Annotated in this window: 31 protein-coding genes, 1 tRNA gene and 1 other RNA gene; 20 read left to right on the top strand and 13 right to left on the bottom strand. The window is 70.4% G+C overall.

Going from position 1 to position 26154, the window contains the following annotated elements; translation table 11 throughout:
• Positions 1 to 148: 148 nt before the first annotated feature.
• The 5 genes from BN1959_RS11870 to BN1959_RS11850 all read right to left on the bottom strand — a co-directional run bounded on the left by BN1959_RS11870 (position 149) and on the right by BN1959_RS11850 (position 3167).
• The gene (locus BN1959_RS11870) at positions 149 to 331 is read right to left on the bottom strand and encodes a hypothetical protein (RefSeq protein ID WP_053948855.1); all 183 of its coding nucleotides are present in this window, start codon (positions 329 to 331) and stop codon (positions 149 to 151) included.
• Positions 332 to 533: 202 nt separating this feature from the next.
• Positions 534 to 618: transfer RNA gene (locus BN1959_RS11865), tRNA-Leu, on the bottom strand.
• Between the two features lie 43 nt (positions 619 to 661).
• On the bottom strand, positions 662 to 1624 hold the full coding sequence (locus BN1959_RS11860) for a succinylglutamate desuccinylase/aspartoacylase family protein (protein WP_053948854.1): 963 nt from the start codon (positions 1622 to 1624) through the stop codon (positions 662 to 664).
• Between the two features lie 67 nt (positions 1625 to 1691).
• Positions 1692 to 2348: a DUF4396 domain-containing protein gene (locus BN1959_RS11855; RefSeq protein WP_053948853.1), complete on the bottom strand. Its 657-nt coding sequence runs from the start codon at positions 2346 to 2348 to the stop codon at positions 1692 to 1694.
• Positions 2349 to 2390: 42 nt separating this feature from the next.
• The gene (locus BN1959_RS11850; protein ID WP_053948852.1) at positions 2391 to 3167 is read right to left on the bottom strand and encodes an SDR family NAD(P)-dependent oxidoreductase; all 777 of its coding nucleotides are present in this window, start codon (positions 3165 to 3167) and stop codon (positions 2391 to 2393) included.
• 673 nt (positions 3168 to 3840) lie between these two features.
• On the opposite strand from BN1959_RS11850, the gene BN1959_RS15375 reads away from it, so the two are divergent.
• From BN1959_RS15375 to BN1959_RS11830, 5 genes are all read left to right on the top strand, one after another.
• Entirely contained in the window at positions 3841 to 3963 is a 123-nt protein-coding gene (locus BN1959_RS15375; RefSeq protein WP_272913574.1) for a hypothetical protein, read from the top strand.
• A 107-nt stretch (positions 3964 to 4070) separates the two neighbouring features.
• Complete coding sequence (gene sdhC, locus BN1959_RS11845; protein WP_053948851.1) at positions 4071 to 4463, top strand: succinate dehydrogenase, cytochrome b556 subunit; 393 nt, start codon at positions 4071 to 4073, stop codon at positions 4461 to 4463.
• A gap of 1 nt (position 4464) precedes the next feature.
• A complete protein-coding gene (locus BN1959_RS11840; protein ID WP_053948850.1) occupies positions 4465 to 4833 on the top strand; it encodes a succinate dehydrogenase in 369 nt (122 codons plus the stop codon).
• A 2-nt stretch (positions 4834 to 4835) separates the two neighbouring features.
• A complete protein-coding gene (locus BN1959_RS11835; RefSeq protein ID WP_053948849.1) occupies positions 4836 to 5732 on the top strand; it encodes a succinate dehydrogenase/fumarate reductase iron-sulfur subunit in 897 nt (298 codons plus the stop codon).
• Position 5733: 1 nt separating this feature from the next.
• The gene (locus tag BN1959_RS11830; protein WP_053948848.1) at positions 5734 to 7608 is read left to right on the top strand and encodes an FAD-binding protein; all 1875 of its coding nucleotides are present in this window, start codon (positions 5734 to 5736) and stop codon (positions 7606 to 7608) included.
• A gap of 84 nt (positions 7609 to 7692) precedes the next feature.
• On the opposite strand, the gene BN1959_RS15095 is transcribed toward BN1959_RS11830, so the two are convergent.
• From BN1959_RS15095 to BN1959_RS11820, 3 genes are all read right to left on the bottom strand, one after another.
• On the bottom strand, positions 7693 to 7851 hold the full coding sequence (locus BN1959_RS15095; protein ID WP_202594681.1) for a DUF7563 family protein: 159 nt from the start codon (positions 7849 to 7851) through the stop codon (positions 7693 to 7695).
• Positions 7852 to 7985: 134 nt separating this feature from the next.
• Positions 7986 to 9287, bottom strand: a complete 1302-nt coding sequence (locus BN1959_RS11825) for a dihydroorotase (RefSeq protein WP_053948847.1) — start codon at positions 9285 to 9287, stop codon at positions 7986 to 7988.
• A gap of 24 nt (positions 9288 to 9311) precedes the next feature.
• Positions 9312 to 10040 (bottom strand): lipoyl protein ligase domain-containing protein, encoded by a 729-nt coding sequence (locus BN1959_RS11820; protein WP_053948846.1) that lies wholly within the window; start codon positions 10038 to 10040, stop codon positions 9312 to 9314.
• Positions 10041 to 10093: 53 nt separating this feature from the next.
• Here BN1959_RS11820 and BN1959_RS11815 point away from each other — a divergent pair, with 53 nt between their 5' ends.
• Both BN1959_RS11815 and BN1959_RS11810 read left to right on the top strand, forming a co-directional pair.
• Positions 10094 to 11023, top strand: coding sequence for a hypothetical protein (locus BN1959_RS11815; RefSeq protein ID WP_053948845.1), 930 nt, complete (start codon positions 10094 to 10096; stop codon positions 11021 to 11023).
• Between the two features lie 83 nt (positions 11024 to 11106).
• Entirely contained in the window at positions 11107 to 11592 is a 486-nt protein-coding gene (locus tag BN1959_RS11810) for a PaaI family thioesterase (protein WP_053948844.1), read from the top strand.
• 25 nt (positions 11593 to 11617) lie between these two features.
• Here the strand turns inward: BN1959_RS11810 and BN1959_RS11805 are convergent, their stop codons facing one another.
• Entirely contained in the window at positions 11618 to 12187 is a 570-nt protein-coding gene (locus BN1959_RS11805) for a cysteine hydrolase family protein (protein WP_079978680.1), read from the bottom strand.
• 73 nt (positions 12188 to 12260) lie between these two features.
• Here BN1959_RS11805 and BN1959_RS11800 point away from each other — a divergent pair, with 73 nt between their 5' ends.
• Positions 12261 to 13916: an Hvo_1808 family surface protein gene (locus tag BN1959_RS11800; RefSeq protein ID WP_079978679.1), complete on the top strand. Its 1656-nt coding sequence runs from the start codon at positions 12261 to 12263 to the stop codon at positions 13914 to 13916.
• Between the two features lie 31 nt (positions 13917 to 13947).
• Positions 13948 to 15282, top strand: a complete 1335-nt coding sequence (locus BN1959_RS11795; protein ID WP_053948843.1) for an Hvo_1808 family surface protein — start codon at positions 13948 to 13950, stop codon at positions 15280 to 15282.
• Here the strand turns inward: BN1959_RS11795 and BN1959_RS11790 are convergent.
• Both BN1959_RS11790 and BN1959_RS11785 read right to left on the bottom strand, forming a co-directional pair.
• Positions 15279 to 15584, bottom strand: coding sequence for an AzlD family protein (locus BN1959_RS11790; protein WP_202594680.1), 306 nt, complete (start codon positions 15582 to 15584; stop codon positions 15279 to 15281). The genes BN1959_RS11795 and BN1959_RS11790 overlap by 4 nt on opposite strands.
• On the bottom strand, positions 15571 to 16281 hold the full coding sequence (locus BN1959_RS11785; RefSeq protein WP_053948842.1) for an AzlC family ABC transporter permease: 711 nt from the start codon (positions 16279 to 16281) through the stop codon (positions 15571 to 15573). Before BN1959_RS11785 ends, BN1959_RS11790 begins: the two co-directional genes overlap by 14 nt.
• A 114-nt stretch (positions 16282 to 16395) precedes the next feature.
• Here BN1959_RS11785 and BN1959_RS11780 point away from each other — a divergent pair, with 114 nt between their 5' ends.
• From BN1959_RS11780 to BN1959_RS11770, 3 genes are read left to right on the top strand one after another with little or no spacing between them, the layout of a single operon-like run.
• Positions 16396 to 17319 (top strand): sulfide-dependent adenosine diphosphate thiazole synthase, encoded by a 924-nt coding sequence (locus BN1959_RS11780; RefSeq protein WP_053948841.1) that lies wholly within the window; start codon positions 16396 to 16398, stop codon positions 17317 to 17319.
• Positions 17319 to 18653: a bifunctional hydroxymethylpyrimidine kinase/phosphomethylpyrimidine kinase gene (thiD, locus tag BN1959_RS11775; RefSeq protein WP_053948840.1), complete on the top strand. Its 1335-nt coding sequence runs from the start codon at positions 17319 to 17321 to the stop codon at positions 18651 to 18653. The genes BN1959_RS11780 and thiD overlap by 1 nt, the downstream gene beginning before the upstream one ends.
• A 45-nt stretch (positions 18654 to 18698) precedes the next feature.
• On the top strand, positions 18699 to 19907 hold the full coding sequence (locus BN1959_RS11770) for an iron-containing alcohol dehydrogenase family protein (RefSeq protein WP_053948839.1): 1209 nt from the start codon (positions 18699 to 18701) through the stop codon (positions 19905 to 19907).
• Between the two features lie 4 nt (positions 19908 to 19911).
• Here the strand turns inward: BN1959_RS11770 and BN1959_RS11765 are convergent, their stop codons facing one another.
• Entirely contained in the window at positions 19912 to 20664 is a 753-nt protein-coding gene (locus tag BN1959_RS11765) for a sensor domain-containing protein (RefSeq protein ID WP_053948838.1), read from the bottom strand.
• 151 nt (positions 20665 to 20815) lie between these two features.
• Here BN1959_RS11765 and BN1959_RS11760 point away from each other — a divergent pair, with 151 nt between their 5' ends.
• From BN1959_RS11760 to BN1959_RS11730, 8 genes are all read left to right on the top strand, one after another.
• Positions 20816 to 21160, top strand: a complete 345-nt coding sequence (locus BN1959_RS11760) for a helix-turn-helix domain-containing protein (protein ID WP_053948837.1) — start codon at positions 20816 to 20818, stop codon at positions 21158 to 21160.
• A complete protein-coding gene (locus BN1959_RS11755; protein ID WP_053948836.1) occupies positions 21157 to 21498 on the top strand; it encodes a hypothetical protein in 342 nt (113 codons plus the stop codon). The genes BN1959_RS11760 and BN1959_RS11755 overlap by 4 nt, the downstream gene beginning before the upstream one ends.
• A complete protein-coding gene (locus BN1959_RS11750) occupies positions 21491 to 21769 on the top strand; it encodes a DUF7521 family protein (RefSeq protein ID WP_053948835.1) in 279 nt (92 codons plus the stop codon). Before BN1959_RS11755 ends, BN1959_RS11750 begins: the two co-directional genes overlap by 8 nt.
• 96 nt (positions 21770 to 21865) lie before the next feature.
• Positions 21866 to 22498, top strand: a complete 633-nt coding sequence (locus tag BN1959_RS11745; RefSeq protein ID WP_053948834.1) for a sensor domain-containing protein — start codon at positions 21866 to 21868, stop codon at positions 22496 to 22498.
• A gap of 93 nt (positions 22499 to 22591) precedes the next feature.
• On the top strand, positions 22592 to 23422 hold the full coding sequence (locus BN1959_RS11740) for a DUF4097 family beta strand repeat-containing protein (protein WP_202594679.1): 831 nt from the start codon (positions 22592 to 22594) through the stop codon (positions 23420 to 23422).
• Between the two features lie 136 nt (positions 23423 to 23558).
• Positions 23559 to 23928: RNase P RNA component (gene rnpB, locus BN1959_RS14250), an RNA gene on the top strand.
• 117 nt (positions 23929 to 24045) lie between these two features.
• A complete protein-coding gene (locus BN1959_RS11735; RefSeq protein ID WP_053948832.1) occupies positions 24046 to 24351 on the top strand; it encodes a hypothetical protein in 306 nt (101 codons plus the stop codon).
• A 57-nt stretch (positions 24352 to 24408) separates the two neighbouring features.
• Entirely contained in the window at positions 24409 to 25695 is a 1287-nt protein-coding gene (locus tag BN1959_RS11730) for an MBL fold metallo-hydrolase (protein ID WP_053948831.1), read from the top strand.
• Here the strand turns inward: BN1959_RS11730 and BN1959_RS11725 are convergent.
• Positions 25683 to 26108, bottom strand: a complete 426-nt coding sequence (locus BN1959_RS11725) for an SRPBCC family protein (RefSeq protein ID WP_053948830.1) — start codon at positions 26106 to 26108, stop codon at positions 25683 to 25685. The genes BN1959_RS11730 and BN1959_RS11725 overlap by 13 nt on opposite strands.
• Between the last annotated feature and the right edge of the window lie 46 nt (positions 26109 to 26154).

Below are 26154 nucleotides of genomic sequence, written 5' to 3'. Positions count from 1 at the left end.
AGGTTTAAGTTTCTCCACCCACATGGTTCAGGTGACGCTTCGCTTTGGAGGGCCGAAGCGTCAGCGGGGACCAACCGGGCTCGCGCCGCCGCGCTTTTTCGCGGCGGCGCGGCCCGTTTTCGCTACGACTCAACCAACAAGCAGCGGCTCAGTTCTCAGTCGGCGGATTGAGTGCGACGCCGTCGACGACGGCAGCGCTCGCGAGTAGCGAGCCGATGCCCGCGCCGGCGCTGAGCGACAACGGCGAGAGAACGGCCGCAACGATCCCACACAGCAGCGCGGACGGGATGAAGAGCAGATGGTAGTCCGGACGCGTGAGGCTGCCGAGCATCGTAATTACATCTAATTAGGTGATCCTGAAAGGCTTTGTGCCGGGGACGAGGGCCGACTGGTCTCGGAGTTCGCTACGAAAAATGCGAGGGGAGGGATTCGAACCACGGTCGCTCCCGTTCGCTCGCTGCCGCTCGCTCACCTCCCGCTCCCTGCTTCGAACCCTCCGAGACGCATCGCTCCTCACTGTCGTTCGGAGACGATGCGAGGGGAGGGATTCGAACCCACGGACCCCTACGGGAGCGGGTCTTAAGCCCGCCGCCTTTGTCCTGACTCGGCCACCCTCGCGTGCCCCGTGATTCCTCGCAACCCCGGAAGTCGGTTTCGGTCGCTACTCCTCCAGCAGTAGCGCGACGCCGACCAGCGTCGACCCCGCGGTCACGGTCGCCTCCCGCTCCAGCGAGTAGACGATCCCCTCGCGGTCGACGGTCACCTCCTGCAGCACCTCGTAGCTCGTGGGATCGTGGACGGCGCCGACGTGGTCGCCCGGCTCCACGTAGTCGCCGAGTTCGACGTCGCCGTCGACGTGGAACAGCCCGGAGTCGTCGGCCTTCACTCGACCGAGGTGGTTCCGCGCGATCGTGGCGTTCGTCGGGGCCGACTCTCCCGGCAGCATGTCGAGGTGGCGGAGCGTGTCGAGCATCCCCGCGACGCCGGCGTCGATGGCGTCCTCGACCAGTTCGGTGTTGTGGGCGAGTTCGGGCGTGATCGTCGGGATTCCCTGCTGTGTGGCCGCGACCCGGAGTTTGCCGCCGAAGTTCCGGTCGGTCCACTCCGCGTCGGCGTCCTCACCCGCGGCCTCCGCGAGCAGCAGGTCGTGCCCGAACGCCTCCGCGAGTGCGCGGCACTCGGCGTCACCCTTCAGGTAGACGGTGTGGCTCAGCATCTCCTTCCCGCCGGTGTGGAGGTCGACGATGGCGTCGGCGTCGCCGGCGTACTCCCACAGTGTCGCCGCCATGCGCTCGTGGAGGCTGCCGTCCTCGTCGCCGGGCCAGCAGCGGTTCATGTTCGCGTTCACCGAGTCCAGCGCCTCCGGCGCGGTGTAGGAGACGCGGTCGAACGTGATGGGGTCGGCGACGGGGACGGCGATCAGCGTGCCGGAGAAGTCGTCCTCGTGGGCGAGCAGTTCACCGTGAAGTCGTCGGAGCACCTCGCTCCCGTTGATCTCGCGGCCGTGCTGGGCCGCCTGCACGTACAGCGTCGGCCCGTCGCCGTCGCCGTACGTGTGGACTGTCGTCTCCAGTTCGACGCCCGAGGGGAGCCGTGCCAGCGTGATCCGCTCCGTGTCGTGCATGGTCCGGAGTAGGGGCGCGGGGGTCTTTGGCCCACCGACCGATGCTCACCTCCGCGAACGCGCTCGGTCACATTTCGGAGGGGTCGGCCATCCCCTCCTTCACCCCGAGCCGGAGCAGCCCCAGGTTGATCGGGTAGGCCGCGAGAAAGCCCAGCGAGAGCGACACCGAAAGCGACGCCCAGAACACCGGCTCGCCCATCGTCGCCTCGCCGGCGAGGTAGATGTCCGAGCCGATCGCGACGGTCTCCATCGCGACGATGCTGCCGGACTCGCTGTACACCGCGTCCGAGATCGCCTCCCGGGGTCCGACGCCCTCCTGCAGCAGCGGGCCGACGGTGAACGCCACCCCGAACGTGTAGGCGAACGCGAACGTGGTGGCGGCGACGCCGAGCGTGCTCAACAGGAGGATCCCCGCCGCGAGCGTGACGCCGAGCACCTCGCCCACCCCGCAGCCGGAGTAGCAGTGGGCGGTCGAGCGCATCCCGCGGCGCAGGAAGCTGTCCTCGGGGATCTGTCTTCGGCCGCTGTACCAGTATACGGCCAGCCCGAGCACCGCAGAGTAGAGCACTGTGAGCGTCCAGACGAGCTTCATCATCGACGAGAGGGTCTGGTTGTTCCGGCGGAGGTCGATCCAGAGCACCCCGACCGACGCGAGGGAGACCGCGAGCCACGCGAGCACCAGTTCGAGCGTCACGAGGTCGTGGAACGCCTGCTGGAGGCTCATCGCCCGGGGATAGCCCGCCGAGCGGTTTGGGCGTGGTGGCCGTCAGACCGCGCTCAGTCCGCCGTCGACCGGCAGCCCTGCACCGGAGACGTAGCTCGCGGCGTCGCTCGCGAGAAAGCAGATCGCGTCGGCCACGTCGTCCGGGTCGCCGAAGCGCGCCAGCGGGATCTCGTCCTCGTAGCGCTCGGCACGCTGGCCCCCGACGGTCGGCACGTCCTCCCGGGTCATCGCGGTGTCGATCACGCCCGGGAGCACGCAGTTCACCCGGAGCTCCGGCCCGAGTGCGTCGGCCATCGACTTCGTGAGGTTCTGGACCGCGGCCTTCGACGCCGAGTAGACGGGATGGTTCCCGGTGCCGTGCAGCGCCGCGATCGAGGCGAGGTTGACCACCGCCCCCTCGTCCATCGCCGCGGCGGCGACCTGCGTGCCGAAGAACACGCCCTTGGCGTTGATCTCCATCATCCGGTCGTACTCCTCCTCGCTGATCTCCGCGAACGGGATGGTTCGGAACACGCCGGCGTTGTTCACCATCACGTCGATCCCGCCCAGGCTCTCGGCGGCTTCGACGGCGACACGGATGTCCTCTCGCTTGCGAACGTCGCACTCGACGAAGTAGCCCTCGCGGTCGGTCTCGTCGTCGATGTACTCGTGTGTCGGGCGCGGGTCCTCGGCGCCGCCCGCCGAGTCCGGGATCCGCGGCGCCTCGCGCACGTCGGCGATCACCACGTCGGCGCCGCGCTCGGCCATCGAGATGGCTGTCTCGCGGCCGATCCCGCTGGCGCCGCCGGTGACCACGGCGACGCGGTCTGTGAGGTCCATGCGTGGGCGTTCGGCACGGAGCGACGTGAACGGTGTGGCCGCCGATTCGTGGTTGACTTTCTCGGGATCGGTGCGGCGGTAGCAGTGGCATTCGGTTGGTGAGAGCGCGACAGCAACGGCAGTTCGATCGTCGATTACGGCAACCGCGACAGTAACTCGACCGTTGGCACCTTGCGACCGCAACGCGCCGGACACGAGGTCCGTCATCAGAAACCGGAGATTTCTGATTGTCACCGGAAGCCGACGGCTTCCGGGTGCCCGAGGGACGGAGTCCCTCGATGGCAGACGAGAGCTTCGCTCCCGGGAACGGCGTAGCCCCGAGTCCCCACCCCCCGCGGCCGCCGACGGTCGGCGTCATCAGAAATCGGAGATTTCTGATTGGCAGACGAGAGCTTCGCTCTCGTCGACGGCCGCGAGGCGTCCACCGCCACCGCACCGCAACTGTGGTGGCGCGAAGCGTTCGCGCCTCCGTGCGCGAACCGAGCGCGAGGGATGAGCGAGTGAGCGGAGCGAACGAGTGAGTCGGCTGGGGAGGTCTGTGGGCTGTGCGGGGCAGTGCGGTCGCAAGTGGTCAACGATCGAGTTGCTGTCGCGGAAGCGGTGGGTCGAACGACTGTCGCGGTCGCGAAAGCAGTAAATCGAACCCCGCCACGATCACCGCTGTCTGGAGCTGATGTACGCGCTGACGGTGATCGCGGGGTACGAACGCCACGAGAAACGCGTCGAGCGGTACACCTACCTGCCCGTGTTCTCGGCGGTCGTGATGGGGCTGGGGTTCGTCTCGGAGCCGTTCTAAATCGACGCGTCGGGGAGATATCGACAGCCGACGGGGAATACGTTCGGCGGCTGGCGTCACCGAGACGGTAAGTTCTATACCCTCCGCGAACCGAGTGATCCTGTTACATGAGTCAGTCGTACGATCGGGGAACTGTCGAGGACTTCGGGCGGTGGCGCTCGTTCACCGCCGGCATGTGGGCGTGGCTGTTTCACAAGTTCACCGGTTGGGTCCTCGTCGGCTACCTCTTCACACACATCGCCGTGCTCTCGACGGCGCTCCAGAACCCGGGGATGTACAACGACACCATCGTCGGGCTCGAGAGCCTCGCCATCGTGCGCCTGCTGGAGGTGGGCCTGCTCGCGGTGGCGGTGTTCCACATCCTCAACGGGGTCCGGCTGCTGTTCATCGACCTCGGAAAGGGCCTGGAGGCACAGGAGGAGAGCTTCTACGCGTCGCTGGTGATCACGGGCGCGATCACCGTCGCCAGCGTCCCGACCTTCCTCTCGGGGGTGTTCTGAGATGGCGGAACACTACTCCTCGTTCGACCGCTCCGGGACGAAGTGGCTGCTCCAGCGGGTCACGGCGGCGTTCCTCGTCGTCGTGCTCGCGTTCCACTTCTTCCTCCTCCACTTCGTGAACCACGCCGCCGACGTGACGTTCGCCGGCACGTCCGCCCGGATGAGCACGTGGACGTACTTCTCGCTGATGGTGCTGTTCCTGCTGACGGCGACGTTCCACGGCGTCAACGGGATTCACAACACGCTCGTCCACCGCGACGGCGTTGACGGCTGGAAGCAGACCGCGATCACGGCGGTGCTGGTGGTCGCCAGCCTCGTGCTGATCGTCCAAGGGCTGCGAACCGCGCTCGTCTGGACCAACCTGTTCTAACTATGAGCACGCAAACCGAACCACCCGAAACCGACGACGAGGCCGAATCGACTCCCGAACCGGAGCCCGAGCCGGAACGGACTCCCGGCGAGCGCCGCCGCGCGGAGAAGGCCAACCGCGCCGCCGAGCGCGAGCTGGCCGAAGCCGAGGAGGCGCCCGACCTGGGCGAGAACGCGGTCACGCTGAAGGTGTTCCGCTACGACCCCGAGGTCGAGGAGAAGGCCGAACCGCGCTTCGACACGTTCCAGATCCCCTTCGAGAAGGGGATGACCGTGCTCGACGCGCTGATCGCGGCCCGGGACACGTACGACTCCTCGCTCACGTTCCGGCACTCCTGCCGGCAGGCGGTCTGTGGCTCCGACGCGCTGTTCATCAACGGCCGCCAGCGCCTCGGCTGTCAGACCCAGATCGCGGATCTCGACGGCGACGTGGTCCGCGTCGAACCGCTCCCCCACCAGGACGTGGTGAAAGACCTCGTCGTCGACATGGAGCACTTCTACGACCAGATGGAGGCCGTGGAGCCGTACTTCCAGACCGACGAGACGCCGGAGGACGAACTTGAAGAGCAGCACCAGACTCCGGAGAACCGGGAGAAGATCAAGATGTCCACCCGGTGTATCTGGTGTGGCGCCTGCATGTCCTCCTGCAACATCGCAGCCGACGACAACGAGTACCTCGGCCCGGCGGCGATCAACAAGGCCTACCGCTTCGCGATGGACGAGCGGGAGGGCGAGGGGATGCAGGAGCACCGCATGGAGCTGATCGAACAGGAGAACGGCGTCTGGCGCTGTCAGACCCAGTTCTCGTGTACCAACGTCTGTCCGAAAGACATCCCGCTGACCGAGCACATTCAGGAGCTCAAGCGGGAGGCAGTCAAATCGAACCTGAAGTTCTGGTAACATGAGAGAGTACGACGTCATCGTGGTCGGTGCCGGCGGCGCCGGACTCCGTGCGGCGATCGCCGCACAGGAGAACGGCGCGGACGTGGCGATGGTGACCAAGCTCCACCCCGTCCGTTCGCACACGGGCGCGGCGGAGGGCGGCATCAACGCGGCGCTCCGTGAGGGCGACGACTGGCGCGACCACGCCTACGACACGATGAAGGGATCGGACTACCTCGGCGACGCCCCCGCGGTGGAGGCGCTGACCCGCGAGAGTCCGAAAGAGACGATCCAGCTGGAGAACTGGGGAATGGCCTTCTCCCGCGACGAGGACGGCCAGGTCTCCCAGCGGCCGTTCGGCGGCCTCTCGTTCCCCCGCACCACCTACGCCGGCGCCGAGACCGGCCACCACATGCTCCACACGATGTACGAGCAGGTGGTCAAACGCGGGATCGAGGTGTACGACGAGTGGTACGTCACCCGGCTCGCGGTGTCCGACGAGGACGAACCCGAGGAGCGTGACTGTCACGGCGTCGTCGCCTACGACATCAAGCGCGGCGAGATCGAGGGGTTCCGCGCCCGCGACGGCGTGATCCTCGCGACCGGCGGGCTCGGCCAGGTGTACGACCACACCACTAACGCCATCGCCAACACGGGCGACGGCGTCGCGATGGCCTACCGCGCCGGCGTCCCCATCGAGGACATGGAGATGATCCAGTTCCACCCGACGACGCTGCCGTCGACGGGTGTGCTCATCTCCGAGGGGGTCCGCGGCGAGGGTGGGATCCTCTACAACAGCGAGGGCGAGCGGTTCATGTTCGAGGGCGGCTACGCCAACAACGACGGCGAGCTCGCCTCGCGTGACGTGGTCTCCCGTGCCGAACTCAACGAGGTCAACAACGGCCGCGGGATCGAGGACGAGTACGTCCACCTCGACATGCGCCACCTCGGCGAGGACCGCATCCTCGACCGGCTGGAGAACATCCTCCACCTCGCGGAGGACTTCGAGGGCGTCGACGGGCTGGAGGAGCCGATGCCCGTCAAGCCCGGCCAGCACTACGCGATGGGCGGCATCGAGACCGACGAGTGGGGCTCGACCTGCGTCGGCGGGCTGTACGCCGTCGGCGAGTGTGCGTGTGCGTCGGTCCACGGGGCCAACCGCCTCGGCGGCAACGCGCTGCCCGAACTCGCGGTGTTCGGCGCCCGCGCGGGCCGGCACGCGGCAGGCGCCGTCGACGAGGAGCCGAAGATCACCACCGGCTGGGACGAGGACAGCGAGGAGGGCGAGAACGTCTCGCCCGTCCCGCTGGGCGAGGCCGACCTCCCCTCCTCGGCGAAGGGCGCACTCGCGGACGGCGGCGCAACGTCGCCGTCCGGCGACAGCGACCCCGGCGTCGACGCGGCGGACGCCGACGGCATCGTCGAACAGGCGGTGCAGGCCGAGCGCACCCGGGTCCACTACCTGCTCGAGAAGGAGGAGGGGATCAACCACGCCGAGGTCCGCTCGGAGCTCCAGGAGACGATGACCGAGAACGTGAACGTGTTCCGCGAGGAGGGCGCGCTGAAAGAGGCGCTGGCGGACATCCGTGAGGCCCGGCAGGACTACCAGCACGTCACCGTCGAGGACCCCTCACGGACGTACAACACCGACCTGATCCACACGATCGAGACGCGGAACCTGCTCGACGTGGCCGAGGCGATCACCGTCGGCGCGCTGGCCCGCGACGAGTTCCGCGGCGCCCACTGGCGCAAGGAGCACCAGGAGCGCAAGGACGACGAGTGGCTCAAGCACACGATGCTGTCCTGGAACGACGGCAGCCCCGGCCTCTGGTACAAGCCGGCGATGCTGGAGGGCGAGGCCAAGACCTACGAGCCCAAAGAGCGGAGCTACTGACTGCGCTTCCCGTTTTCGCCGACCGACTGCCGCGGGGCGTTCCCCGCGACCGCGGTCCGACCGTCGAAAAGACCCGTCTACCGCTTAGTTCCCTCGCGTCGAACGCGCGGCGCGCACGTCGCTGCCGTCCCTGATCTTGTCCTCACAGGAGGGACAGACCCGAGGCGTCTCCTGTCCCTCGGGAGTGAACACCCGGACGTACCGCCGCGTGACGAACGAACTGCAGTTCTGGCATTCGGGCATCGTTCTAATTTACTTGAACCTCCATGTAAAGCTTGCCTTGCGAGACCGTCACAGCCGGGACGGCGCCGCCGCTCTCGGGCGGGTAGCCTCGAACGCGAGAATCACGTTCCGACGGTCAGCACGCACCGCGTCCGCTACGTCCGAACGTTCGTCCCGACTCCCACGGTGAACCGATCGCCGGCGCGGCCGTCGTAGACGGTTTCGCCGTCGACGATCGTGAGTTCGGGGAACACCGCCTCGCGGCCCTCGAAGGGGGTCCAGTCGCATTTCGTGTGGAGTGCGTCGGCCCGGATCGGCTCGGGATCGTCGAGGTCGACCAGTGTCAGGTCGGCGTCGTACCCCACTTCGACCCGGCCCTTCTCGGCCAGCCCGAACCGTTCGGCGGGGTTGGCGGCGACGAGATCCCGGACGCGTTCGAGGGTGAGCCCCCCGTCGCGGACCTCCGCGAGCAGCAGCGGGAGCATCGTCTCGACGCCCGGGACGCCGGAGGGGGCGTCCCAGAGGCCGGCCTCCTTCTCTTCGGTCGTGTGCGGCGCGTGGTCGGTCGCGATCAGGTCGACGGTGCCGTCGGCGACCCGTTCGTACAGCGCCTCGCGGCGGGCCTCGCTCCGGAGCGGTGGGTTCATCCGCCCGAACGTGCCCAGTTCGTCGAGGTCGTCGCGGGAGAGCAGCAGGTGGTGCGGGGAGACCTCGGTCGTCATCCCCGCCTCGGCGGCGTGGTCGGCCGCCTCGGGCGTCGACGTGTGGGCGACGTGGATCTCGACGCCCGCCTCGCCAGCGGCCTCGCAGGCGGCCTCGACTGCCGCGATCTCGGCCTCGGCGGTACGGTACTGGCTCCACAGGTCGGCGTCGGCGTTCCGTCCGGTCCCGCCGGCGTCGGTGCCGAAGGCCGACTCGTCGAACCGATCGGCGTCCTCGGCGTGGACGGTGACGGGGATCCCGGCGTCGGCAGCCGCAGCGAGCGCGTCCTCGAACAGACCCTCGTCGATCCCCATCTCGCCCGTGGAGTCCGCCAGAAACACCTCTCCCAGCGCGAACACCGGCCTTGCGAGCAGCGTCTCGGGCACCCACTCGTCGTTCACGCCACCGTTGATTCCGTAGTTGACCGCCGCGTTCTCGGCGAACTCCGCCTTCTCGTCGAACGCCGCGCCGTCGACGGTCGGCGGCGAGGTGTTGGGCTGATCGACGACGGTGGTGACGCCGCCCGCCGCGGCCGAGCGACTCCCCCTCGCCCACGTCTCCTTGTGGCCGTGGCCGGGCTGGCGGAAGTGGACGTGGGCGTCGATGGCGCCCGGGAGGAGCGTCAGCCCGTCGGCGTCGACGGTCTCCTCGTCGGGCAGCGAGTGGAGGGAGTCCTCGATCTCGGCGATGCGGCCCTCGTCGGTCCGAACGTCCCGGACGCGGCCGTCGGGGAGTTCGGCGCCGGTGATGCGCATACGTCCACTGGGTGTGGCCCCGCCCTAAGTTTCCCGGCCCGCATCGGTGTCGACGAGCCGTTCGACCGTGGTCGGTCGACCGTCGACGATCGCATCCTCCAGCGCCCGAGCCACGCGATCGGGGTCGTTCGGCCCGCCTGCAGCGGCGACGCTCCCCACGGATTTCGGGTCGAACGGCACGCCGAGCGCGTCGTACACCGGATCGAGCACCTCCGCGATCTCCTCGCGGTCGGCGACGGTCACCACTCCTGAGACCATCGCCGCACCGGCGGTCACGCGCTGGGCGATCCCCGCTAGTTTCCCGGCTCGCTCACCGTTTCCGGTCGAACACGGTGCCTGTACCGAGTAGTCGCCCGGGCAGAACGAGTCCGGCGGCTCGCCGCGTTCGGCGTCGACGCCCAGCGAGGAGAGCGCCGCTACGACGGTGTCGACGGCGGCCTCGTAGCGATCGGTCAGTCCCGATCGGCTGTCCTCGACCGGTTCGAGCGAGGCGAACGCGACGGTCGTGCCCGTATAGGCGACTGCCCGCCCGCCCACGGAGCGCTCGACCGGGGGGAACCCGCGTTCCCGTGCGGCGGCCCGGGCGGCCTCGTACCCGGTTTCGTTCGCGTCGCGCCGGCCGAACGCCAGCTGGCGGTGGGGGGTCCACGCCCGGACGGCCGGCGTCCCCGAGTCGGCGACCGCATCCAGCAGCTTCCGGGTGGCCGCCCGATCGGTGTCGGGTGTCGCCGCCCGCCCGCGGATCACGCGCATGGGGGAACTCCGGCTCCGACGTACCTAAGCGTGGCCGTCGCGACCCCTCGGGTATGCCCGCGGACCAGTCGGCGAGTGGGTCCCCCGTCCCGCTTCCCGACGCGCTGCTCGCCCGCTACGCGCGCTTCTCCTGCTACAACTCACCCTACCCCGCCCACGATCGCGGCTGCGCGGTCGACCTCTACCCCGACGACGGCACGGCGCCCGCGCCGCTGTCCGGCGAGGTAGTCGACACGCGGACGGTCGCGTGCCCGGATCGCCCGTACGCGGTCGATCACGACCACCTGATCGTGCTGGAGGTGGCCGACGACTGGGCCGGCGGCCGTGGCTCAGAGCTGTTCGCCCGGATTCTCCACGTCGATCCCGCGGTCTCGGCCGGGGACTGGCTCGACGCCGGCGACTCGCTGGGCGAGACGGTTCGCTCGGGCTTCTTCGGCCGCTGGGTCGACGACCACCTCCACCTCGGCTTCCGCCCCGCCGACGCGAACCCCTACCGGGCGTCGGGCTCGCTCCCCGTCGTGCCCGACGTGCCGATCACGGGCGCGTCGTGGGACGGCACCGGCACGGTCGTCGAGACCGGGCAGACGTTCGTCAGGCTCGACGCGCCGGCCCACCCCGAGCCGGGGCGCTGGGCGACGATCGCGGCCGACGACGGGACGCCGCTCGACGGCGGGCTCGCACACTACTCCGGCGGCGGCGCCTACGGCGTGGACGGCCGGCCCGAAGGCTCGCTCTCGGTGCTCGGATCCGAGGTCGGGGCGGCGACGCCGCGGGACGGTGGCGGTGCGGACGTGGTGTGGGGCGACGTGGCGGTCGAGGTCCGTGGGGCGGACCGAACCGAGCGCGCGACGGGGCTCTCGCTGTTTGCGTCGCTCGGTGATTTCGGCGCGAAGATCGTCTTCCACGAGGGCCACGGCTTCGCCGTCGGCGACGAGGTGCGGGTAGCCGTCGAGCCGGCCGAGTCGTCGATCCGACTGGGGTAGGCCCGGCGCCCGCGCAGCCCGACCGTGTTCTTCGATCGCCCCGAACCCCGCGGCTACTTGGTGGGCGGGCCCCCAGCGGGAGTATGAGCGACGTTCCGCCGCTGCGCGACGAGGCCGCCGAGTTCCTCCGCTACGCGATCGAGGAGGAGCACGGCTACCTCTCGTGGCTGGGAACCGAGGTCGACACCGTCGAGCGCGGCCGGATCGGGCTCACGGTGCCGTTCGACGAGAAGCTCACCAACCTCGCGTCGAAACCCACCATCCACGGCGGCGTCGCGGCGACGCTGATCGACACCGCGGGCGGGTTGGCGCTCAGACTCGCCGCCGAGGACCCGCTGGCGGTCGACGTGGCGACGGTGAGCCTGAACGTGAACTACCTCCGGCGGGCGACCGGCGACCTGCACGCGACCGCGGACGTGGTCCGGGCCGGCTCCACGATCGGCGTCAGCCGCGTCGACGTGGTCAGTACGGTGCCGGAACACGGCGACGATGACGTCGACTGGGGCGTCGAGGAAGGGGAGGAACGGCTGGTCGCGACCGGGCAGCCCTCCTACCGGCTGTTCCGGTAGAACCCGGGCGAGGACTCAGCGTTCGTTACGCGAACGCCACGTCGTCGCGTTCGGTCACTTCGCCGAACAGCCAGTCGGCGTGTTCGACGGTGTACTCCTTGTGGCTCTCTTCGATGTACCCCAGTGCGTCCTCGACGATCACGGGCTTGTAGTCCCGCAGGCCGGCGCTGCCGGCGGTGTGAAGCACGCAGACGTTCGCGAGCGTGCCGCAGATGAGCAGGTCGTCGATGCCGTGGGTGTCGAGGTAGCCCTCCAGCCCCGTCCGGTAGAACGCGTCGTAGGTGTGTTTCTCGACCACGTAGTCGTCCTCGCGCACATCGAGGTCGTCGTGGAGTTCGGCGTCCCACGTCCCTTCGACGACGTGTTCGCCCCAGCGCTCGAACTCGTCGTAGTAGTGGTTCCCGTCGAACTGTTCCTCGGGGTGGGTGTCCTTCGTGTAGACGACGCTCGCGCCGGCGTCGCGAGCGCGGGTGACGAGCTCGGTCACGGGCTCGATCGCCGACTCGCTGGCGGGCGCGAACAGGCTCCCGTCGGAGTGACAGAACCCGTGCTGCATGTCGACGACGACGACCGCGGTGCTGTCTGGATCGTACACGGCGGGCGATGGGCCGTCGCCGTCTTAGTTCCCTCGCCGGGGTCTTTTTGCGTGGGCATCCCCATGTCGGGCTATGCGACGACTCCCGACGGTCCTCGCTGTCACGCTGGTGGTCCTCGCCGGGTTCGCCCCCCTCGCGGCTGCGGCGCCCGCAGGCGCCGACGCCGCTGTCAGCGGCGTCGCGGCGACGGAACAGTCGGAACCGACCAACGAAAGCGCCCCGCCGGATCCCGAGACCGACCGGATCGGCTGGGAGAACGGCTACTGGCACAACGAGAGCATCGACGTGAACCAGAGCGACGGGCTGACGCAGGCGGAGCTCAACGCCACGGTCGCGCGGGCGATGGCCCGCGTCGAAGTGATCCGCGGGCTGGAGTTCAACGAGACCGTGCCCGTCGAGATCATCTCGCGCTCGGCGTTCGCGAACTCCTCGGGCAACCGCTCCTACAGCGAGGCGTTCCGATCGTTCGACAACACGAAGTTCGAGGCGCTGTTCCTGATCGGCGAGGACGAGGGCTCGCTCGACGTTCAGGAGTCCAACCGCGGCGCGACCGTCGGCGGCTACTACAGCCCCGCCGCGGACTCGATCGTGCTCGTCACCGACAACGAGACCACCCTCCAGGTCGACGAGCTCACCCTCGGCCACGAGCTCATCCACGCGCTGCAGGACCAGAAGTTCGATCTCGGGAACTTCAGTAGTCAAACCCGCGACGGCGCCAACGCCAACAGTGGGCTGATCGAGGGCGACGCGAACTACGTCCAGTACCGCTACCAGCAGCGCTGTGGTGAGGGGGGAAGCTGGAACGGCAGCTGCCTCAGTCCCGAGGCCAGCGGCGGCGGTGGCGGTGGGCCGCCGAACATGGGTGTCTACTTCCTGAACTACCAGCCCTACAGCGACGGGCCGGCCTTCATCGCCGAGCAGAAGCGGGAGGGCGGCTGGGACGCGGTCAACGAGCTCTACGACGCCCCGCCCCAGAGCGCCGAGCAGGTGATCCACCCCGAGCGCTACGGCACCGACCCGCCGACTCACGTCGAACTCGCCGACGAGCACGGGGAGAACTGGGAGCGGATCCGCCCGGAGAGCCGCCTCGACTACGCCGAGGTGGGGCAGGCCGGCGTCGCCTCGATGTTCGTCTACCCGTGGTACGCGGGCGATCGCCCACGAGGGTACTCGGTGATCCAGAACCCCAACCAACAGTGGCTCAACCTCACTGACTCCGGTGAAGTCAGCCGGTTCGACCCACTGAACTACGGGTTCGACGCCGCCGCCGGCTGGGACGGCGACCGGATGCATTTCTATCAGAACGACGCCGGCGAGGGCGGCTACGTCTGGCGGCTCGTCTGGGACAGCGACGCGGAGGCGATCGAGTTCCGTGACGCCTACGAGGAGCTGCTAACGTACTGGGGCGCTGAGCAGGTCAGCGAGGACACGTACCGGATCGCCGACGGTTCGTTCGCCGACGCGTTCCACGTCACTGTCGCGGGCGACACGGTGACGATCGTGAACGCCCCCTCCGTCGGGGAGCTGAGCGAGGTGCACGGCTCGGTCGACGCGGGGGCCGAGACGCCGACGCCGACGGTCGGGCCGACCGCGACGGCGGCACCGTCGACCGAGACCACCGCCGACACCGTAACCGAGCCGTCCGTCACGGCCGAGTCGCCGGGATTCTCGGCGGTCACCGCGCTGCTCGCCCTGCTCGGCGCCGCGCTGCTGTTCCGCCGGCGATAGCTCTTTTCCGTTCGCCGGCGGAGCTTCGGTTGTGAACCTCCGGCTTTTCGCTGTCGTCTGCTGTCTGGTGTTGGCCGGCTGTGCGGCGCCGGCGGCGCCGTCGCCGTCGCCCGGCGGCGACCGATTGGGCGTGGAGAACGGCTACGCCGCGACCGACGACCTCACCGTCGACGCGAGCGACGGGCTGAACGAGTCCGAACTCGACGCCGTCGTCGCCCGGACGATGGCCCGCGTCGAGGTCATCCGCCGGCTGGAGTTCCGGGAGACGGTGCCCGTCGAGGTGATCTCCCGCGAGGAGTATCTGAACGGGTCGAGCCGTGACACGACCGTGGACACGCCCGCCGAGCGCGCCCGCGAACAGCGCTACGAGGCGGCGATGCTCGTCGGCGAGGACCGCACCGTCGGCGGCGCGTTCGCCGAGATCTACGGTGGCTCCGTGTTGGGGTACTACTCTTCGGCCGCGGATCGGATCGTGATCGTGAGCGCCAACGAGACGCCGACAGTCGACCGGACGACGCTGGCCCACGAACTCGTCCACGCCCTCCAGGACCAGCGGCTCTCGCTGCTCGGCGGCGCCGCCGGCCCGGACGAGGGAATGGCCCACACCGGCGTCGTCGAGGGCGACGCCAGCTACGTCGAGGCACGGTACGAGCAGCGCTGCGGGGAGCAGTGGGACTGCATCGACCGCCCGGCGAGCAGCAGCGCGGGCGGCATCGCCGACCGGAACTTGGGGCTGTACCTCACCGTCTACGCGCCGTACAGCGAGGGCCCGACGTTCGTCCACCGGGCTCACCAGCGCGGCGGCTGGGCGGCCGTGAACGACCTCTACGTCCGGCCGCCCCGGTCGAGCGAGCAGCTGATCCACCCCGAGGACTACCCCGCGGACCGCCCGGCGAGCGTGATCGTTCCCGACCGCTCGACTGCGGCGTTCGACCGGGCGAGTCCGACCACGGTGGGCGAGGCGACGCTGTTCGCGATGCTGTGGCAGCAGCGTGCGATCGACCGCGGGACGCTGTCGAGCGACCCCGGCCCCTACTCAGCGTACAACTACTCCCACCCCGCGACTGCGGGCTGGGCGGGCGACACGCTGGTGCCGTACTTCGATGCGGACAGTGACGATCCGGATGCGGACGGCTACGTGCTGCAGACGCGTTGGGAGAGCGAGCGCGATGCCCGGCAGTTCGCCCGTGCCTACCGCGGGCTGCTCACCGAGTCGCTAAACGCGACGGCCGATGGCGAGGGCATCTACCGCGTGCCCGAGGGGTCCTTCGCGGACGCGTTCCGCGTGACGCGCGAGGGCCGGACCGTTCGGATCGTGAACGCGCCGACCGTCGACGCGCTCGAGGAGGTCCACGATCCCGCTTAGAGCACCGCCCGAACCGCGAGCAGGACGCCCATCCCGCCGACCAGCGCGGCGAGCAGGCTCCCCGTCTTCCGGGTGAGCAGTACCACCGCCGCCGCGCCGAGCCACGCGCTCGGCCCGCCGTTCAACAGTTCCGGCGCGACGATCGAGACGACGACCGCGCCGGGCAGCACCGAGAGCGCGGCGTCGACCCGCTCGGAGGTGTCGACGTGGCCGAGCAGCCAGAAGCCGCCGGCCTTGGTGAGATAAGTTAGCACCGCCATCGCGGCCACGACGGCGACGACCGTCGGATCAACGGCCGACACGGACCACCTCCACGAGGCTGCCCGCGACCCCGCCAGCGAGGATGTACCACCGTCCGGGCAGGGCGTCGGCGGTCACGACCGCGACGAGGAACGCGACGCCCCACGGCAGCAGCGTCGACTTCCCGTCCCAGAGTCCGACTGCGATCGCGACGAAGATCGCGGGCAGCACGAAGTCGAGGCCGTACCGGCTGGGGTCGCCGATCGCGGCGCCGACGCTCGCGCCGACGACCGTCGCGGCGACCCAGAACAGCCAGACGGCGACGCCGCTACCGAGCATGAACGCCCCGCGGCCGCTCCCCTCGCTGAGCTCGCCCATCGTCAGCGCCCACGTCTCGTCGATCAGGAAGAACATGCTCCCGTAGGCGTGGGCAGGCCGAAGCCGGGCGAACCACGGCCGCAGTGCCGCCCCCATCAGCACGTACCGGGCGTTGACCACCGCGGTCGTCGTCAGCACCGCGACGATCGGGATCGGGTCGGCCCAGAGCTCGACGGCGATCAGCTGGGCCGCCCCCGCGAACACGGTCGCGCTCATGAGCGCCGCCTCCGCGACGCTCAGCCCGGACTGTCGCGCGACGACGCCGAACACGAGCCCGTAGCCGCCGACGCCTGCGGCGACGGGGAGACAGCGACGGAACCCCTCCCACGCGCCGTCGACGGTGAACGTGACGGGCCATCGCCCGTCCGTGTCGCGACTCATCGCGTGGACGTACCGTCGGGGGGTTCCTAAGCGCTCCGTGACCGACGCGCCGGACTGGACCGCTCGCCGGGGGACGCAACGCTTAACTACTAGGTAGTACCACGTAGTAATCGCATGTCCTTCGACGGGTTCAGCGACGCGAGCGAGGCACAGGTCACCCGCGCGATCGCCGACGAGTGGCACGACGAGTTCATGGAGTTCACCGACAGCGAGGTGGTGGTCGTCGGCGGCGGCCCCTCGGGGCTGGTCGCGGCGAAGGAGCTCGCCGATCGCGGCGTCGACGTGACTGTCGTCGAGAAGAACAACTACCTCGGCGGCGGCTTCTGGCTGGGGGGGTTCCTGATGAACAAGCTCACCGTCAGGGAGCCCGCCCACGAGGTGCTCGACGAACTCGGCGTCCCCTACGAGGAGACCGACGAGGTCGAGGGGCTCCACGTCGCAACCGCGCCCCACGCGAGTTCGGCGCTGATCAAGGCGGCTTGCGACGCCGGCGCGCGGATCCAGAACATGACGGAGTTCACCGACGTGGTCGTCCGCGAGGACCACGAGGTGTCGGGCGTCGTACTCAACTGGACGCCAGTCCACTCGCTCCCCCGAGAGCTCACCTGCGTCGACCCCGTCGCGGTCGAGACCGACCTCGTGATCGACGGTACTGGCCACGAGGCGGTCGTGGTCTCCAAGCTCCACGAGCGCGGCGTGATCGACGCCGCGGGGATCGAGGAGACCGGCGAGGCCGGCATGGACACCTCCGCCGACGGCGAGTACGGCGCTCCCGGCCACGACTCGCCGGGCCACGACTCCATGTGGGTCGGCGAGAGCGAGGACGCGGTCGTCGAGCAGACCGGGAAGATCCACGATGGCCTCATCACCACGGGGCTCGCAACCGCGACGACCCACGGGCTGACACGGATGGGGCCGACGTTCGGTGCGATGCTGCTCTCCGGGAAGAAGGCCGCGCAGGTCGCGATCGACGAACTCGGCCACGACGCGCCGAGCGTCGGGATGCCCAGCACACAGCCCGGCCCGGCCGACGACTGATGGGTCGACCCGTCGCGCTCACCGTCGCCGGCTCCGACAGCGGCGGCGGCGCCGGCGTGCAAGCGGACCTGAAGACGATCGAGGCCCGCGGCGCGTTCGGCGCCTCGGCGATCACCGCGCTCACCGCCCAGAACACCACGGGCGTCCGAGCGAGCGAGCGAACCGACCCCGAACTCGTCCGCGAGCAGATCCGCGCGGTCGCGGACGACCTCGGCGTCGACGCGGCCAAGACCGGGATGCTCGCGGACGCCGCGGTGGCTGCGGCGGCGGCCGAGGAACTCCGAGACGCCGAGTTCCCGCTCGTCGTCGACCCCGTCGTCGTCGCGCAGGCCGGCGACCGCCTGCTCTCTGCGGACGGCGAGGACGTGATCCGGGAAGAGCTCGTTCCGGCGGCGACGCTGGTGACGCCCAACGCGGTCGAGGCGGAGCTCCTGACCGGGATCACCGTCGAGGACCCCGAGAGCGCTCGTGAGGCCGGCAACGCGCTCCGGGAGCTGGGTGCCGACGCGGCGCTCGTGACGGGCGGCCACCTTCCGGGCGACGAGGTGGTCGACGTGCTCGTCGGCGAGGAAGTCAGAGAGTTCCGCTCACCGCGCGTTCCGGACGCGAACAGCCACGGCAGCGGCTGTACGCTCTCGGCGGCGATCGCGGCCGATCTCGCGTGCGGGTTCGACCTCCCCGCGGCGGTTGCGAACGCGGAGGTCCTCCTCGACCGCGCGATCCGACACGGCCTCGATCTCGGCGCGGGAACCGGGCCGGTCCACCACCTCGCCGGCGTCCGTGCGCGTGCCGACGCGCCCGACGCGCTCGCCACAGTGCGGGAGACGGTCCGGGCGTTCGAAACCTCGGCGGTGGCCCCGCTGATCCCGGAGGTCGGGACGAGCGTCGCCGTCGCCCCCGAGACGGCGACCGAACCCGCCGACGTGGCGGCCACCGAGGGGCGACTCACGCGCGTCCCGGGCGGCGTCCGCGCGCCCGGCGGCGTCGCGCTGGGCGCGTCGAGCCACGTCGCGCGGCTCCTGCTCGGCGTTCGCGAGCACGACCGGAGCGTGACGGCGGCCTGCAACGTCCGGGCGAGCGACGCGGTTCGTGCGGCCGCCGAGGAGCAGCTCCGGGTCGCGACGGCCGACCGAACCGAGGAACCCGCCGGCGCGAGTGGCACGATGGACTGGGTCGCCGAGCGCGTGCTGACTCGGCGGGACGGCGACGCCCCCGATGCGATCGTCGACGACGGCGCCCACGGCAAGGAGCCGATGGTCCGACTGCTCGCGCCCGACGCCGCGACGCTGCGCGACCGCGTGCTGCGACTGGCCGAGCGCGTCCACGCCGACTGATGCCGGAGCAGTCGGCTTGATGTGGGTCCGCGTCGACCGGTCGGTATGGACGATCGACAGTTCACCCTCGACTACGACCCCGGCGAGATCCGCTTTGGCCGCGGCGGCGCCGACGATCTGGGCGACCTGCTCGCGGCCCGCGGGCTCGCGTCCGCCTTGGTGGTCACCGGCGAGAACGTGGGCGCCAACCCCGACGTGATGGCGCCAGTCGAGGCCGGCCTCGGCGACGCGCTGGCCGGCGTGTTCGACGGGACCACCCCCGCCAAGACGCTCGGCGCCGCGCTCGCTGCCGCCCGCGAGGTGCGCGACACCGGCGCCGAAGCCATCGTCGCCGTCGGCAGCGGCTCCAGCCTCGACACCGCGAAGGTCGCGAGCGCGCTCGGCAGCTACGCCGACCCCGCCGCGGCCGCCGAGCACGCGCTCGATTCCGGCTCGGTCCCCGTCGCCGACGACGGCCGGCCGACGCCCGTGATCGCGGTGCCGACGACGCTTGCGGGTGCGGATCTCTCGGTGATCGGGGGCGTCGGCCTCTCACTCGACCGGGACGCCGACCCCAGCGAGATCCCCAGCGGCGGCGTGAGCGACCGCCGGCTGATGCCGACCGCGCTGTGTTACGACCCCGAGCTGTTCGAGACGACGCCGCGCTCGGTGCTCACGGCGTCGGCGATGAACGGGTTCGACAAGGCCGTCGAGTGTCTCTACTCGCCCCACGCGACGCCGATCACCGACGGCACCGCGAGTCGGGCGCTCTCGCTGATGCAGTCCGGCTTCGCCGCGCTGCCCGAGACCGATCCCGACCCCGCGACGTTCGACGACGCGGTCGCGGGCGTGATCGCCGCGCAGTACGGGATCTCCACCCCCGGCGCCTACCGCGCCTCGATCATCCACGCGTTCGGCCACGGCTTCTCGAACGATTACGACGCCCACCAGGGGACGGTCCACGGCGTGCTCGCGCCACACGTCCTGCGGTACGTGTTCTCGGAGGTCGACGGCCGGCGGGAGCTGCTCGCGGAGGCGCTGGGAGTCGCCGAGCCCTCGATGGACGACGACGAACTCGCGGAAGCGGTCGTCGGCGCCGTCGCCGGCGTCAGCGACGATCTCGGCCTCCCCAGCGAACTCCGCGAGATCGAGGGGCTCACGCAGGCTGACCTCCCGGACGTCGCGGCGATCATCCACGACGACGGACTGTTCGCGGAGGCGCCCGTGCAGCCGTCGGTCGCGGAGATCGAAGAGGTGCTGGAAGCGGCGTGGTGAGCCGTCAGTCGCTCCCGAGCAGCGACAGCGGGTCGTACGTCCGGGCGAGCAGTCGGGCGGTCAGCCGCCCGTAGGCGCCCGCGAGCCAGTTCGTGAACGCGAGGCCGACCAGCAGCAGGAGCGCCCCCACGCCGGCGGCGGCGAGCGCCCCCGGCAGCGTCCGGACTCGCCACGCCTCGATCGTCACGACTGCCTCGAACCCGACGAGTAGGCGGTTCCAGCCGAAGTGGAGTGCGGGGTGAAGTTCGACCGGGCGGTCCGTCACCAGCCCGACGTACAGTCCGGGCTCGCCGTAGTGCAGCGGCACCGATAGCAGCGCGACGCCGGTCACGAGCGCGTTCATCAGGACGACGAACGCGACGGTGCCGACGACGAACTTGAGCGGGAGGTACAGCAGCGGTGCGTACGTCCCGGGCTCGGTCGCGAGCGAGCGCAGCCGCGCCCAGCGGCTCTCCCCCGCCGGCGACGGCCCCGCGGGCACGTCGACGCCGAGCAGCCACGCGGTGAGCCGTCGTTCGAACGCCGCGACGACCAGCGAGCCGGCGACCACGGCGGCAAGCAGGGGGATTCCGACGAGGACGAACGAGAGCCCCACCCCGAGCCCGACGCCGACGCTCACGTAGACGACGTACAGCAGCCCCAACGGGAACGCCAGCACGAGGTACGCGAGGTTCAGGTACGTCTGGGGTCGGAGGGGGGCGGCGAGGAACGACCGTAGCCGGCCGTCACGCGCCGGTAGTGCCGTAGCGGAGGGCATCTCGGCAGATGCTGGCGTGCGTGCCGGAATAAGGGTTCGGGTCGATCTGCCGGCTCGACAACTCGGCCTCGGTCGGTTTATCGCTCCCCCGCGAACTGCTGCCCGTGCGTACCCCGTGGATATTTCGACCGGGACCTCCACAACCCACCCGATGAGCGACGGCGGCGAGGACGTGGTCGACCTCCTCGGGGACGACTACGTCCGGACGATCCTCGCGGAGACCCGCGAGGGGCCCAAGTCCGTCGAGGCGCTCAGCGACGCCTGCGACGCCGACCCCTCCACGATCTATCGGCGGGTCGAGCGCCTCGAGGCCGCGGGGCTGCTGACCGACGAGCAGCGGCTGGACCCCGGCGGTCACCACTACAAGGAGTACCACGTGGTGCTGGATGCGGTCCACGTCCACGTCCGCGCCGAGGGGTACGAGATCGACGTCGACTACGTCGAGGAGGAGGAGCCCGCAGACCGCTTCACCCGGCTGTACGAGGGATTCAAATGACGCTTCCACTCACCACGTCCCCGGCGTCGCCCCCGCTGCAGGCGGCCACCGGCGGGTCGCCGGCCGTCGTTCTCGCTGCGCTGCTCGCGCTGCTGGTCGCGACGGTGCTCTCGCTGGCGGTCGCCGCGCGGCTCTACCGCGGCTACCGCCGCGGCGGCGGCCGGCCGATGCTGGGGCTGCTCGTCGGCCTGATCCTGCTCACGACGGTGCCGTTCGTGCTCCGTCTCGTGTTGACGAACGTCGGCGACGTGTCGGCGACGACGCGCGCGCTGGCGGCGACGACGAGCCAGCTCGCCGGCCTCCTGATCGTGCTCACGGTGGTGTTCGACCGTGGTTGACGCCGCCACGCTGCTGGTGGTGGCCTCCGCGGCGACCGCGGCCGCGGGCAGCGTCGTCGCGTGGCTGGCCCATCGGGGGTACCGCCGCAACGACAGCCGGGCGATGCGCTTCCTCGCGATCGGAGTGGCCTGTATCGCGGTCGTCCCGTTCTTCCTCACCTACGGCGCTGGCCCGCTGTTCGCGCTCTCGGACGCGGCGACGCTGCTCGCGGTGCTGCTCGCGAACATCGCGGGCTTGCTCGCGGTGCTGTACTCGCTCGAAGGGACCTGATTCCCACTTGAGCGTTTCGCCGACTTGGCGGTTCGCCGAACCGAACTGGGGGTAAACCCTTCCGGCGTGACTCGCCCCGGGTGTGGTGATCCCCGAATGACGACTGACAGTACGGCTACCGGCCTCCTACCGGGGCTCGACGCACCGTTCGACAGCGAGACGTACCGCCGACTCGGCTACCTCCTCTTGGCGGCCCCGCTGGGGCTGGCGTACTTCGTCGCCCTGACCGTGGCGGCCTCGCTGACGCTCGGGCTCGCCGTCACGCTCGCGGGCCCGGTCGCGTTCGTCGCCACGCTCCTGCTGGTACTGGCGCTCGCTCGGGCCGACCTGTGGCTCACGAACGTCACTCTCGGCACCGACGCGCCGGGACCACGCTTCCCCGACACCGACGGCGGCGCCGTCGACGCGCTGACCGAACTCGTGTTCCGCCGGGACGCGTGGGTCGCCGGGCTCTACCTGGGCTGGCGCTCGTTACTGGGGCTGCTCGCGTTCCTCCTGTTCGCGGTCGGCGCGGGGCTCTCGATCGAACTCCTGCTCGCGCCGCTCGGCTACGGCGAGACGCTCGTCGTGAACTACGGCGCCGGCGTCGTGGCGATCGACACGTTCCCCCGAGCGCTCGCCGCGGCTGCCGGCGGCGTCGCCGTCGCCTTCGGCACGCTGTTCGCTGCGGACCTGCTCGGGCGCCTGTCGGCGGTCGTCGCCGGCGCCGCGTTCGCCGACGAGGGCTGACGGTGAGAGAACTGACACATATAGCTTTCGCCGGCTTGACGGCTCGACAGTCGGCGAAGACGGTTGAAGTGGGACGGCCCCGACTGTCGAGGTGTGACCCGAAGCCCTACCAGACGACGACTGCTCGGCGGTGTCGGCGCGGCCCTCGTGGCCGGGCTCGCCGGCTGCACCGGCGCGACGCCGTTCGTCGGCAAGCGCCTCGAGGACGACCGAACCATCCCAACCGACGGCGCCACGGCGCTCGCCATCGACGCCCGGGTCGGCGACGTGACCGTCCGCGGCGAGGAGCGCGACGACCTCGCCGTCGAGATGCTCAAGCAGTCGAGCTCCGTCGGCGGCGACCTCTCGAAGCTCGATCTCGCGGTCGAGCGCGAGGACGGCCGGCTCACGCTCGTGACCCGCTACACCGGCGACAGCTCCCTGCTCGGCGGGACGCCGACGATGGACCTCACGATCCGCGTCCCGCGCTCGCTCCGTGTCGCCGAACTCGCCGCCAGCGTCGGCGACGTCCGGGTCGAGGACGTGACGGGCGATCTCGCCGTCGACTCCTCGGTCGGGGACGTGACGATCGAGAACGTGGACGGCGCCGTCACTGCCGAAGCCAGCACCGGCGACGTGCGTATCGAGGGCGCGTCGGCGATCGGTGACGTACGGACCGACGTGGGCGACCTCGATCTGGTCGTGGCGGCGATCGACGGCGACACGGCGTTCGAGAGCTCGACTGGCGACGTCGACGCCGTGCTCTCCCCGGAGCTCGACGCCGAACTCGAGGTGCAGACCAGCGTCGGCGACGTGACCGTCGAGGGGCTCTCGCTGGGGGACGGTACGCGGACCGAGAGTTCCGCCTCGGGAACGCTCGGCGACGGCGGCCCGACGCTCCGGGTTGAGACGAGTACCGGCGACGTGACCCTCTCCGCGCTCTGAGCCCCCGTCGTTCCTCGTCCCCGCTGACGTGGCTCCCCCTACTGACGCCCCCTCTTCGTCCCCTCCCCCCTCCCTTCTGCTCTCGTTCGTGGCTCCCACCGAACCGCTTAACCCCGCCACTCGCGTACCACGAACCGGCAGAGAGAGCCCGGTTCCCGCGCCCCGGCCCGCGAGCAAGGGGCGTGAGGAAAGTCCCCCCACCGTCCGGACGGGCGACCGGGCGCAAGCCCGGAGCCGGAGACGGCTGGCTCTGGAACAGAAACGAGACCCCCTGCCCCGACCCGTGACGTGTGCGAACTGACCCGCAAGGGAAGGGAGCTAACCCACCGAGGGCGGCGTGTCGGTCCTCCCGGACCGGCGCGTTGACGGGCAGGAACGGATGGAACGGCGAACCCTCGCCGGTGCAAGCCCGTGCCCGAAGGTAGTCCGGACGGCCGGAGACGGCAGGGCGCGGGTGCTCAGCCGAATGCCGGGTCGAAACAGAAGGGGGCTTACTCCTCTCAGCCGCTTCAGTCCGCCAGCGCCGCCCGAACCGTTTTGCCCCGTCACCGCCTCCCTCCCACGATGGCACTCGACCGCGCGCTCCCGCCCGTCGGCGTCGACGGCGGCACCGAGCGGGGACGATGACCGACGACACGGCGAGCGACGACGCGCTCGATCCGGCAGCGCTCGCCGATGCACTCGCCCGGTTCGGCGGCACCGAGCCCGAACGGCGCACCGTCGCCCGGCAGGCCGCCGATCTCGCGGCTGCGGGGCGGTACCGGCGTGACAGCGGGCGGGCGCTCACGGTCGAGCTCGTCGTCGACGAGCTCGCGGACGCGCCCGATGGCTCGCCCGCCGACCGCTGGAACTGGTGGATGGGCGTGCTCTCGCTGGCCTACGCCGGCTACGAGGGGTTCGCGGTGCGGCGGTATCCGGATGCGGAGTGAGTTCTCCCGACTCCCGAACCGACGGACGGAAACCCCGGCAGCGCCGACTGCGACCGAATGCAGCTACGCTTCCTCGGCGGCGCCGGCGAGGTCGGCCGCAGCGCCGTGCTCGTCGACGACTCGCTGCTGCTCGACTTCGGCCTGCTGACCGCCGAGCCGCCGCAGTACCCCGTCGGGACGCCCGACCCCGACGCCGTCGTCGTCTCCCACGGCCACCTCGACCACGTCGGCACGATCCCCGCGCTGCTCTCGGGGTCGAACCGGCCGCCGATCCACTGGACGCCGCCGACGCGGGAACTGGCGCTCACGCTCGCCCGCGACACGCTGAAGCTCCACGGGCAGTCGCCGCACTGCCCGTTCACCGAGAACGACGTGAAGCGGGTGACCGAGGTGTCCGAAACCCACGGCTACCACGAGTCCTTCGAGGCCGCGGGGTACGAGGTGACGTTCTACAACGCGGGCCACATTCCGGGGAGTGCACACGTGCTCGTCGACGATGGGGAGACTCGACTGCTCTACACCGCCGACTTCCACGTCGACGAAGTCGAGGCCGCCGACCCGCCCGCTGGGTTCGACGCCGGCGAGCCGCCGGTCGGCCAGCGCCTCGTCGCGGGATCGGCTGCGCGACCGGACGCCGACGTGGTGCTGTGTGAGAGCACCTACTCGGACGTGGACCACGACCCCCGGGCGACCGTCGAGCACCGCTTCGTCCAGAGCGTCAAGACGACGCTGTGGGAGGGCGGAACGGTCGTCGTCCCGGCGTTCGCGATCGGGCGGACGCAGGAGCTGCTGCTCGTCTGTGCGGCCCACGACATCCCCTGCTACGTCGACGGGATGGGGAAGGAGGTGACCGAGATGCTGCGGCAGTACCCCGAATACGTCCGGGACGCCGACGCGCTCCAGCGGGCGAAATCCCACGCGCGGTTCGTGACGGGCCGGGATGGACAGCGCAAGCGGATCGCCGACCAGCCCGCCGCGATCGTCACCACGAGCGGGATGCTCTCCGGCGGCCCGGCGATGACGTACATCCCCGAGATCCGGGCGAACCCCGTGAACAAACTCACGCTGACTGGCTATCAGGTCGAGGGGACGCCCGGTCGTGAACTGCTGGAGACGGGGCGGGCGGAGATCGACGGGCGGGTGATGCCCGTCAGTGCGCAGGTCGAGGCGTACGACTTCTCCGCCCACGCCGACCACGGCGGCTTGCGGCGGTTTCTCGACAGCTACGACGACGCGGCGATCCTCGTGAACCACGGCGACCGCTGTGTGGCGTTCGCCGAGGAACTCCGCGCGGACGGCTACGACGCGTCGGCGCCCGAACTGGGCGCGACCTACTCGGTCTGACCGCCGAACTCGCGTTCGAGCCAGTCGAACTGCTGCTCCAGTTCCCGGCGACGCTGGCGCTCGATCACCGTCGCGTCCAGCAGCTTCCCGACCAGCGCCACGTCGATCGCGAACTCCGTCTCGGCGGTGACTTGGGTGCCGGCGTCGGTCGCTTCGAGCGTGTACCGCGTCACCATCTCCTCGAAGACCCCCTCGCGCTGGCGGTACGCGAGCGCGGCGCCGGGCTCGTCGATCAGTTCGAGCGAGAGTTCGACCGTCGCGATCCCGACACCGTTCTCCAGCTCGATGCGGTCGCCCTCGACGACCACCTCGTCGAACGCCGCGGCGCGCATGAACGGTCCGAGGTCGTCCATCCGCTCGCGGACCGCCTCCGGCGGCGCCGCGATCTCCCGGGAGAGGCTGACCGAGTTCATACCCCGGCTACGACGCCACGCCTGAAAGCTTCCGGGACGAACATCT

The sequence above is a fragment of the Halolamina sediminis genome, from assembly GCF_001282785.1.
GTDB classification, from domain to species: Archaea; Halobacteriota; Halobacteria; order Halobacteriales; family Haloferacaceae; genus Halolamina; species Halolamina sediminis.
This window is presented reverse-complemented; position numbering and strand designations above follow the sequence as displayed.

Coding starts and splice junctions, on each gene's coding strand:
- BN1959_RS11870 (WP_053948855.1), bottom strand. CDS start 331: ATGCTCGGCAGCCTCACGCGTCCGGACTACCATCTGCTCTTCATCCCG.
- BN1959_RS11860 (WP_053948854.1), bottom strand. CDS start 1,624: ATGCACGACACGGAGCGGATCACGCTGGCACGGCTCCCCTCGGGCGTC.
- BN1959_RS11855 (WP_053948853.1), bottom strand. CDS start 2,348: ATGAGCCTCCAGCAGGCGTTCCACGACCTCGTGACGCTCGAACTGGTG.
- BN1959_RS11850 (WP_053948852.1), bottom strand. CDS start 3,167: ATGGACCTCACAGACCGCGTCGCCGTGGTCACCGGCGGCGCCAGCGGG.
- BN1959_RS15375 (WP_272913574.1), top strand. CDS start 3,841: ATGTACGCGCTGACGGTGATCGCGGGGTACGAACGCCACGAGAAACGC.
- sdhC (WP_053948851.1), top strand. CDS start 4,071: ATGAGTCAGTCGTACGATCGGGGAACTGTCGAGGACTTCGGGCGGTGG.
- BN1959_RS11840 (WP_053948850.1), top strand. CDS start 4,465: ATGGCGGAACACTACTCCTCGTTCGACCGCTCCGGGACGAAGTGGCTG.
- BN1959_RS11835 (WP_053948849.1), top strand. CDS start 4,836: ATGAGCACGCAAACCGAACCACCCGAAACCGACGACGAGGCCGAATCG.
- BN1959_RS11830 (WP_053948848.1), top strand. CDS start 5,734: ATGAGAGAGTACGACGTCATCGTGGTCGGTGCCGGCGGCGCCGGACTC.
- BN1959_RS15095 (WP_202594681.1), bottom strand. CDS start 7,851: ATGCCCGAATGCCAGAACTGCAGTTCGTTCGTCACGCGGCGGTACGTC.
- BN1959_RS11825 (WP_053948847.1), bottom strand. CDS start 9,287: ATGCGCATCACCGGCGCCGAACTCCCCGACGGCCGCGTCCGGGACGTT.
- BN1959_RS11820 (WP_053948846.1), bottom strand. CDS start 10,040: ATGCGCGTGATCCGCGGGCGGGCGGCGACACCCGACACCGATCGGGCG.
- BN1959_RS11815 (WP_053948845.1), top strand. CDS start 10,094: ATGCCCGCGGACCAGTCGGCGAGTGGGTCCCCCGTCCCGCTTCCCGAC.
- BN1959_RS11810 (WP_053948844.1), top strand. CDS start 11,107: ATGAGCGACGTTCCGCCGCTGCGCGACGAGGCCGCCGAGTTCCTCCGC.
- BN1959_RS11800 (WP_079978679.1), top strand. CDS start 12,261: ATGCGACGACTCCCGACGGTCCTCGCTGTCACGCTGGTGGTCCTCGCC.
- BN1959_RS11785 (WP_053948842.1), bottom strand. CDS start 16,281: ATGAGTCGCGACACGGACGGGCGATGGCCCGTCACGTTCACCGTCGAC.
- BN1959_RS11780 (WP_053948841.1), top strand. CDS start 16,396: ATGTCCTTCGACGGGTTCAGCGACGCGAGCGAGGCACAGGTCACCCGC.
- thiD (WP_053948840.1), top strand. CDS start 17,319: ATGGGTCGACCCGTCGCGCTCACCGTCGCCGGCTCCGACAGCGGCGGC.
- BN1959_RS11770 (WP_053948839.1), top strand. CDS start 18,699: ATGGACGATCGACAGTTCACCCTCGACTACGACCCCGGCGAGATCCGC.
- BN1959_RS11765 (WP_053948838.1), bottom strand. CDS start 20,664: ATGCCCTCCGCTACGGCACTACCGGCGCGTGACGGCCGGCTACGGTCG.
- BN1959_RS11760 (WP_053948837.1), top strand. CDS start 20,816: ATGAGCGACGGCGGCGAGGACGTGGTCGACCTCCTCGGGGACGACTAC.
- BN1959_RS11755 (WP_053948836.1), top strand. CDS start 21,157: ATGACGCTTCCACTCACCACGTCCCCGGCGTCGCCCCCGCTGCAGGCG.
- BN1959_RS11745 (WP_053948834.1), top strand. CDS start 21,866: ATGACGACTGACAGTACGGCTACCGGCCTCCTACCGGGGCTCGACGCA.
- BN1959_RS11735 (WP_053948832.1), top strand. CDS start 24,046: ATGACCGACGACACGGCGAGCGACGACGCGCTCGATCCGGCAGCGCTC.
- BN1959_RS11730 (WP_053948831.1), top strand. CDS start 24,409: ATGCAGCTACGCTTCCTCGGCGGCGCCGGCGAGGTCGGCCGCAGCGCC.
- BN1959_RS11725 (WP_053948830.1), bottom strand. CDS start 26,108: ATGAACTCGGTCAGCCTCTCCCGGGAGATCGCGGCGCCGCCGGAGGCG.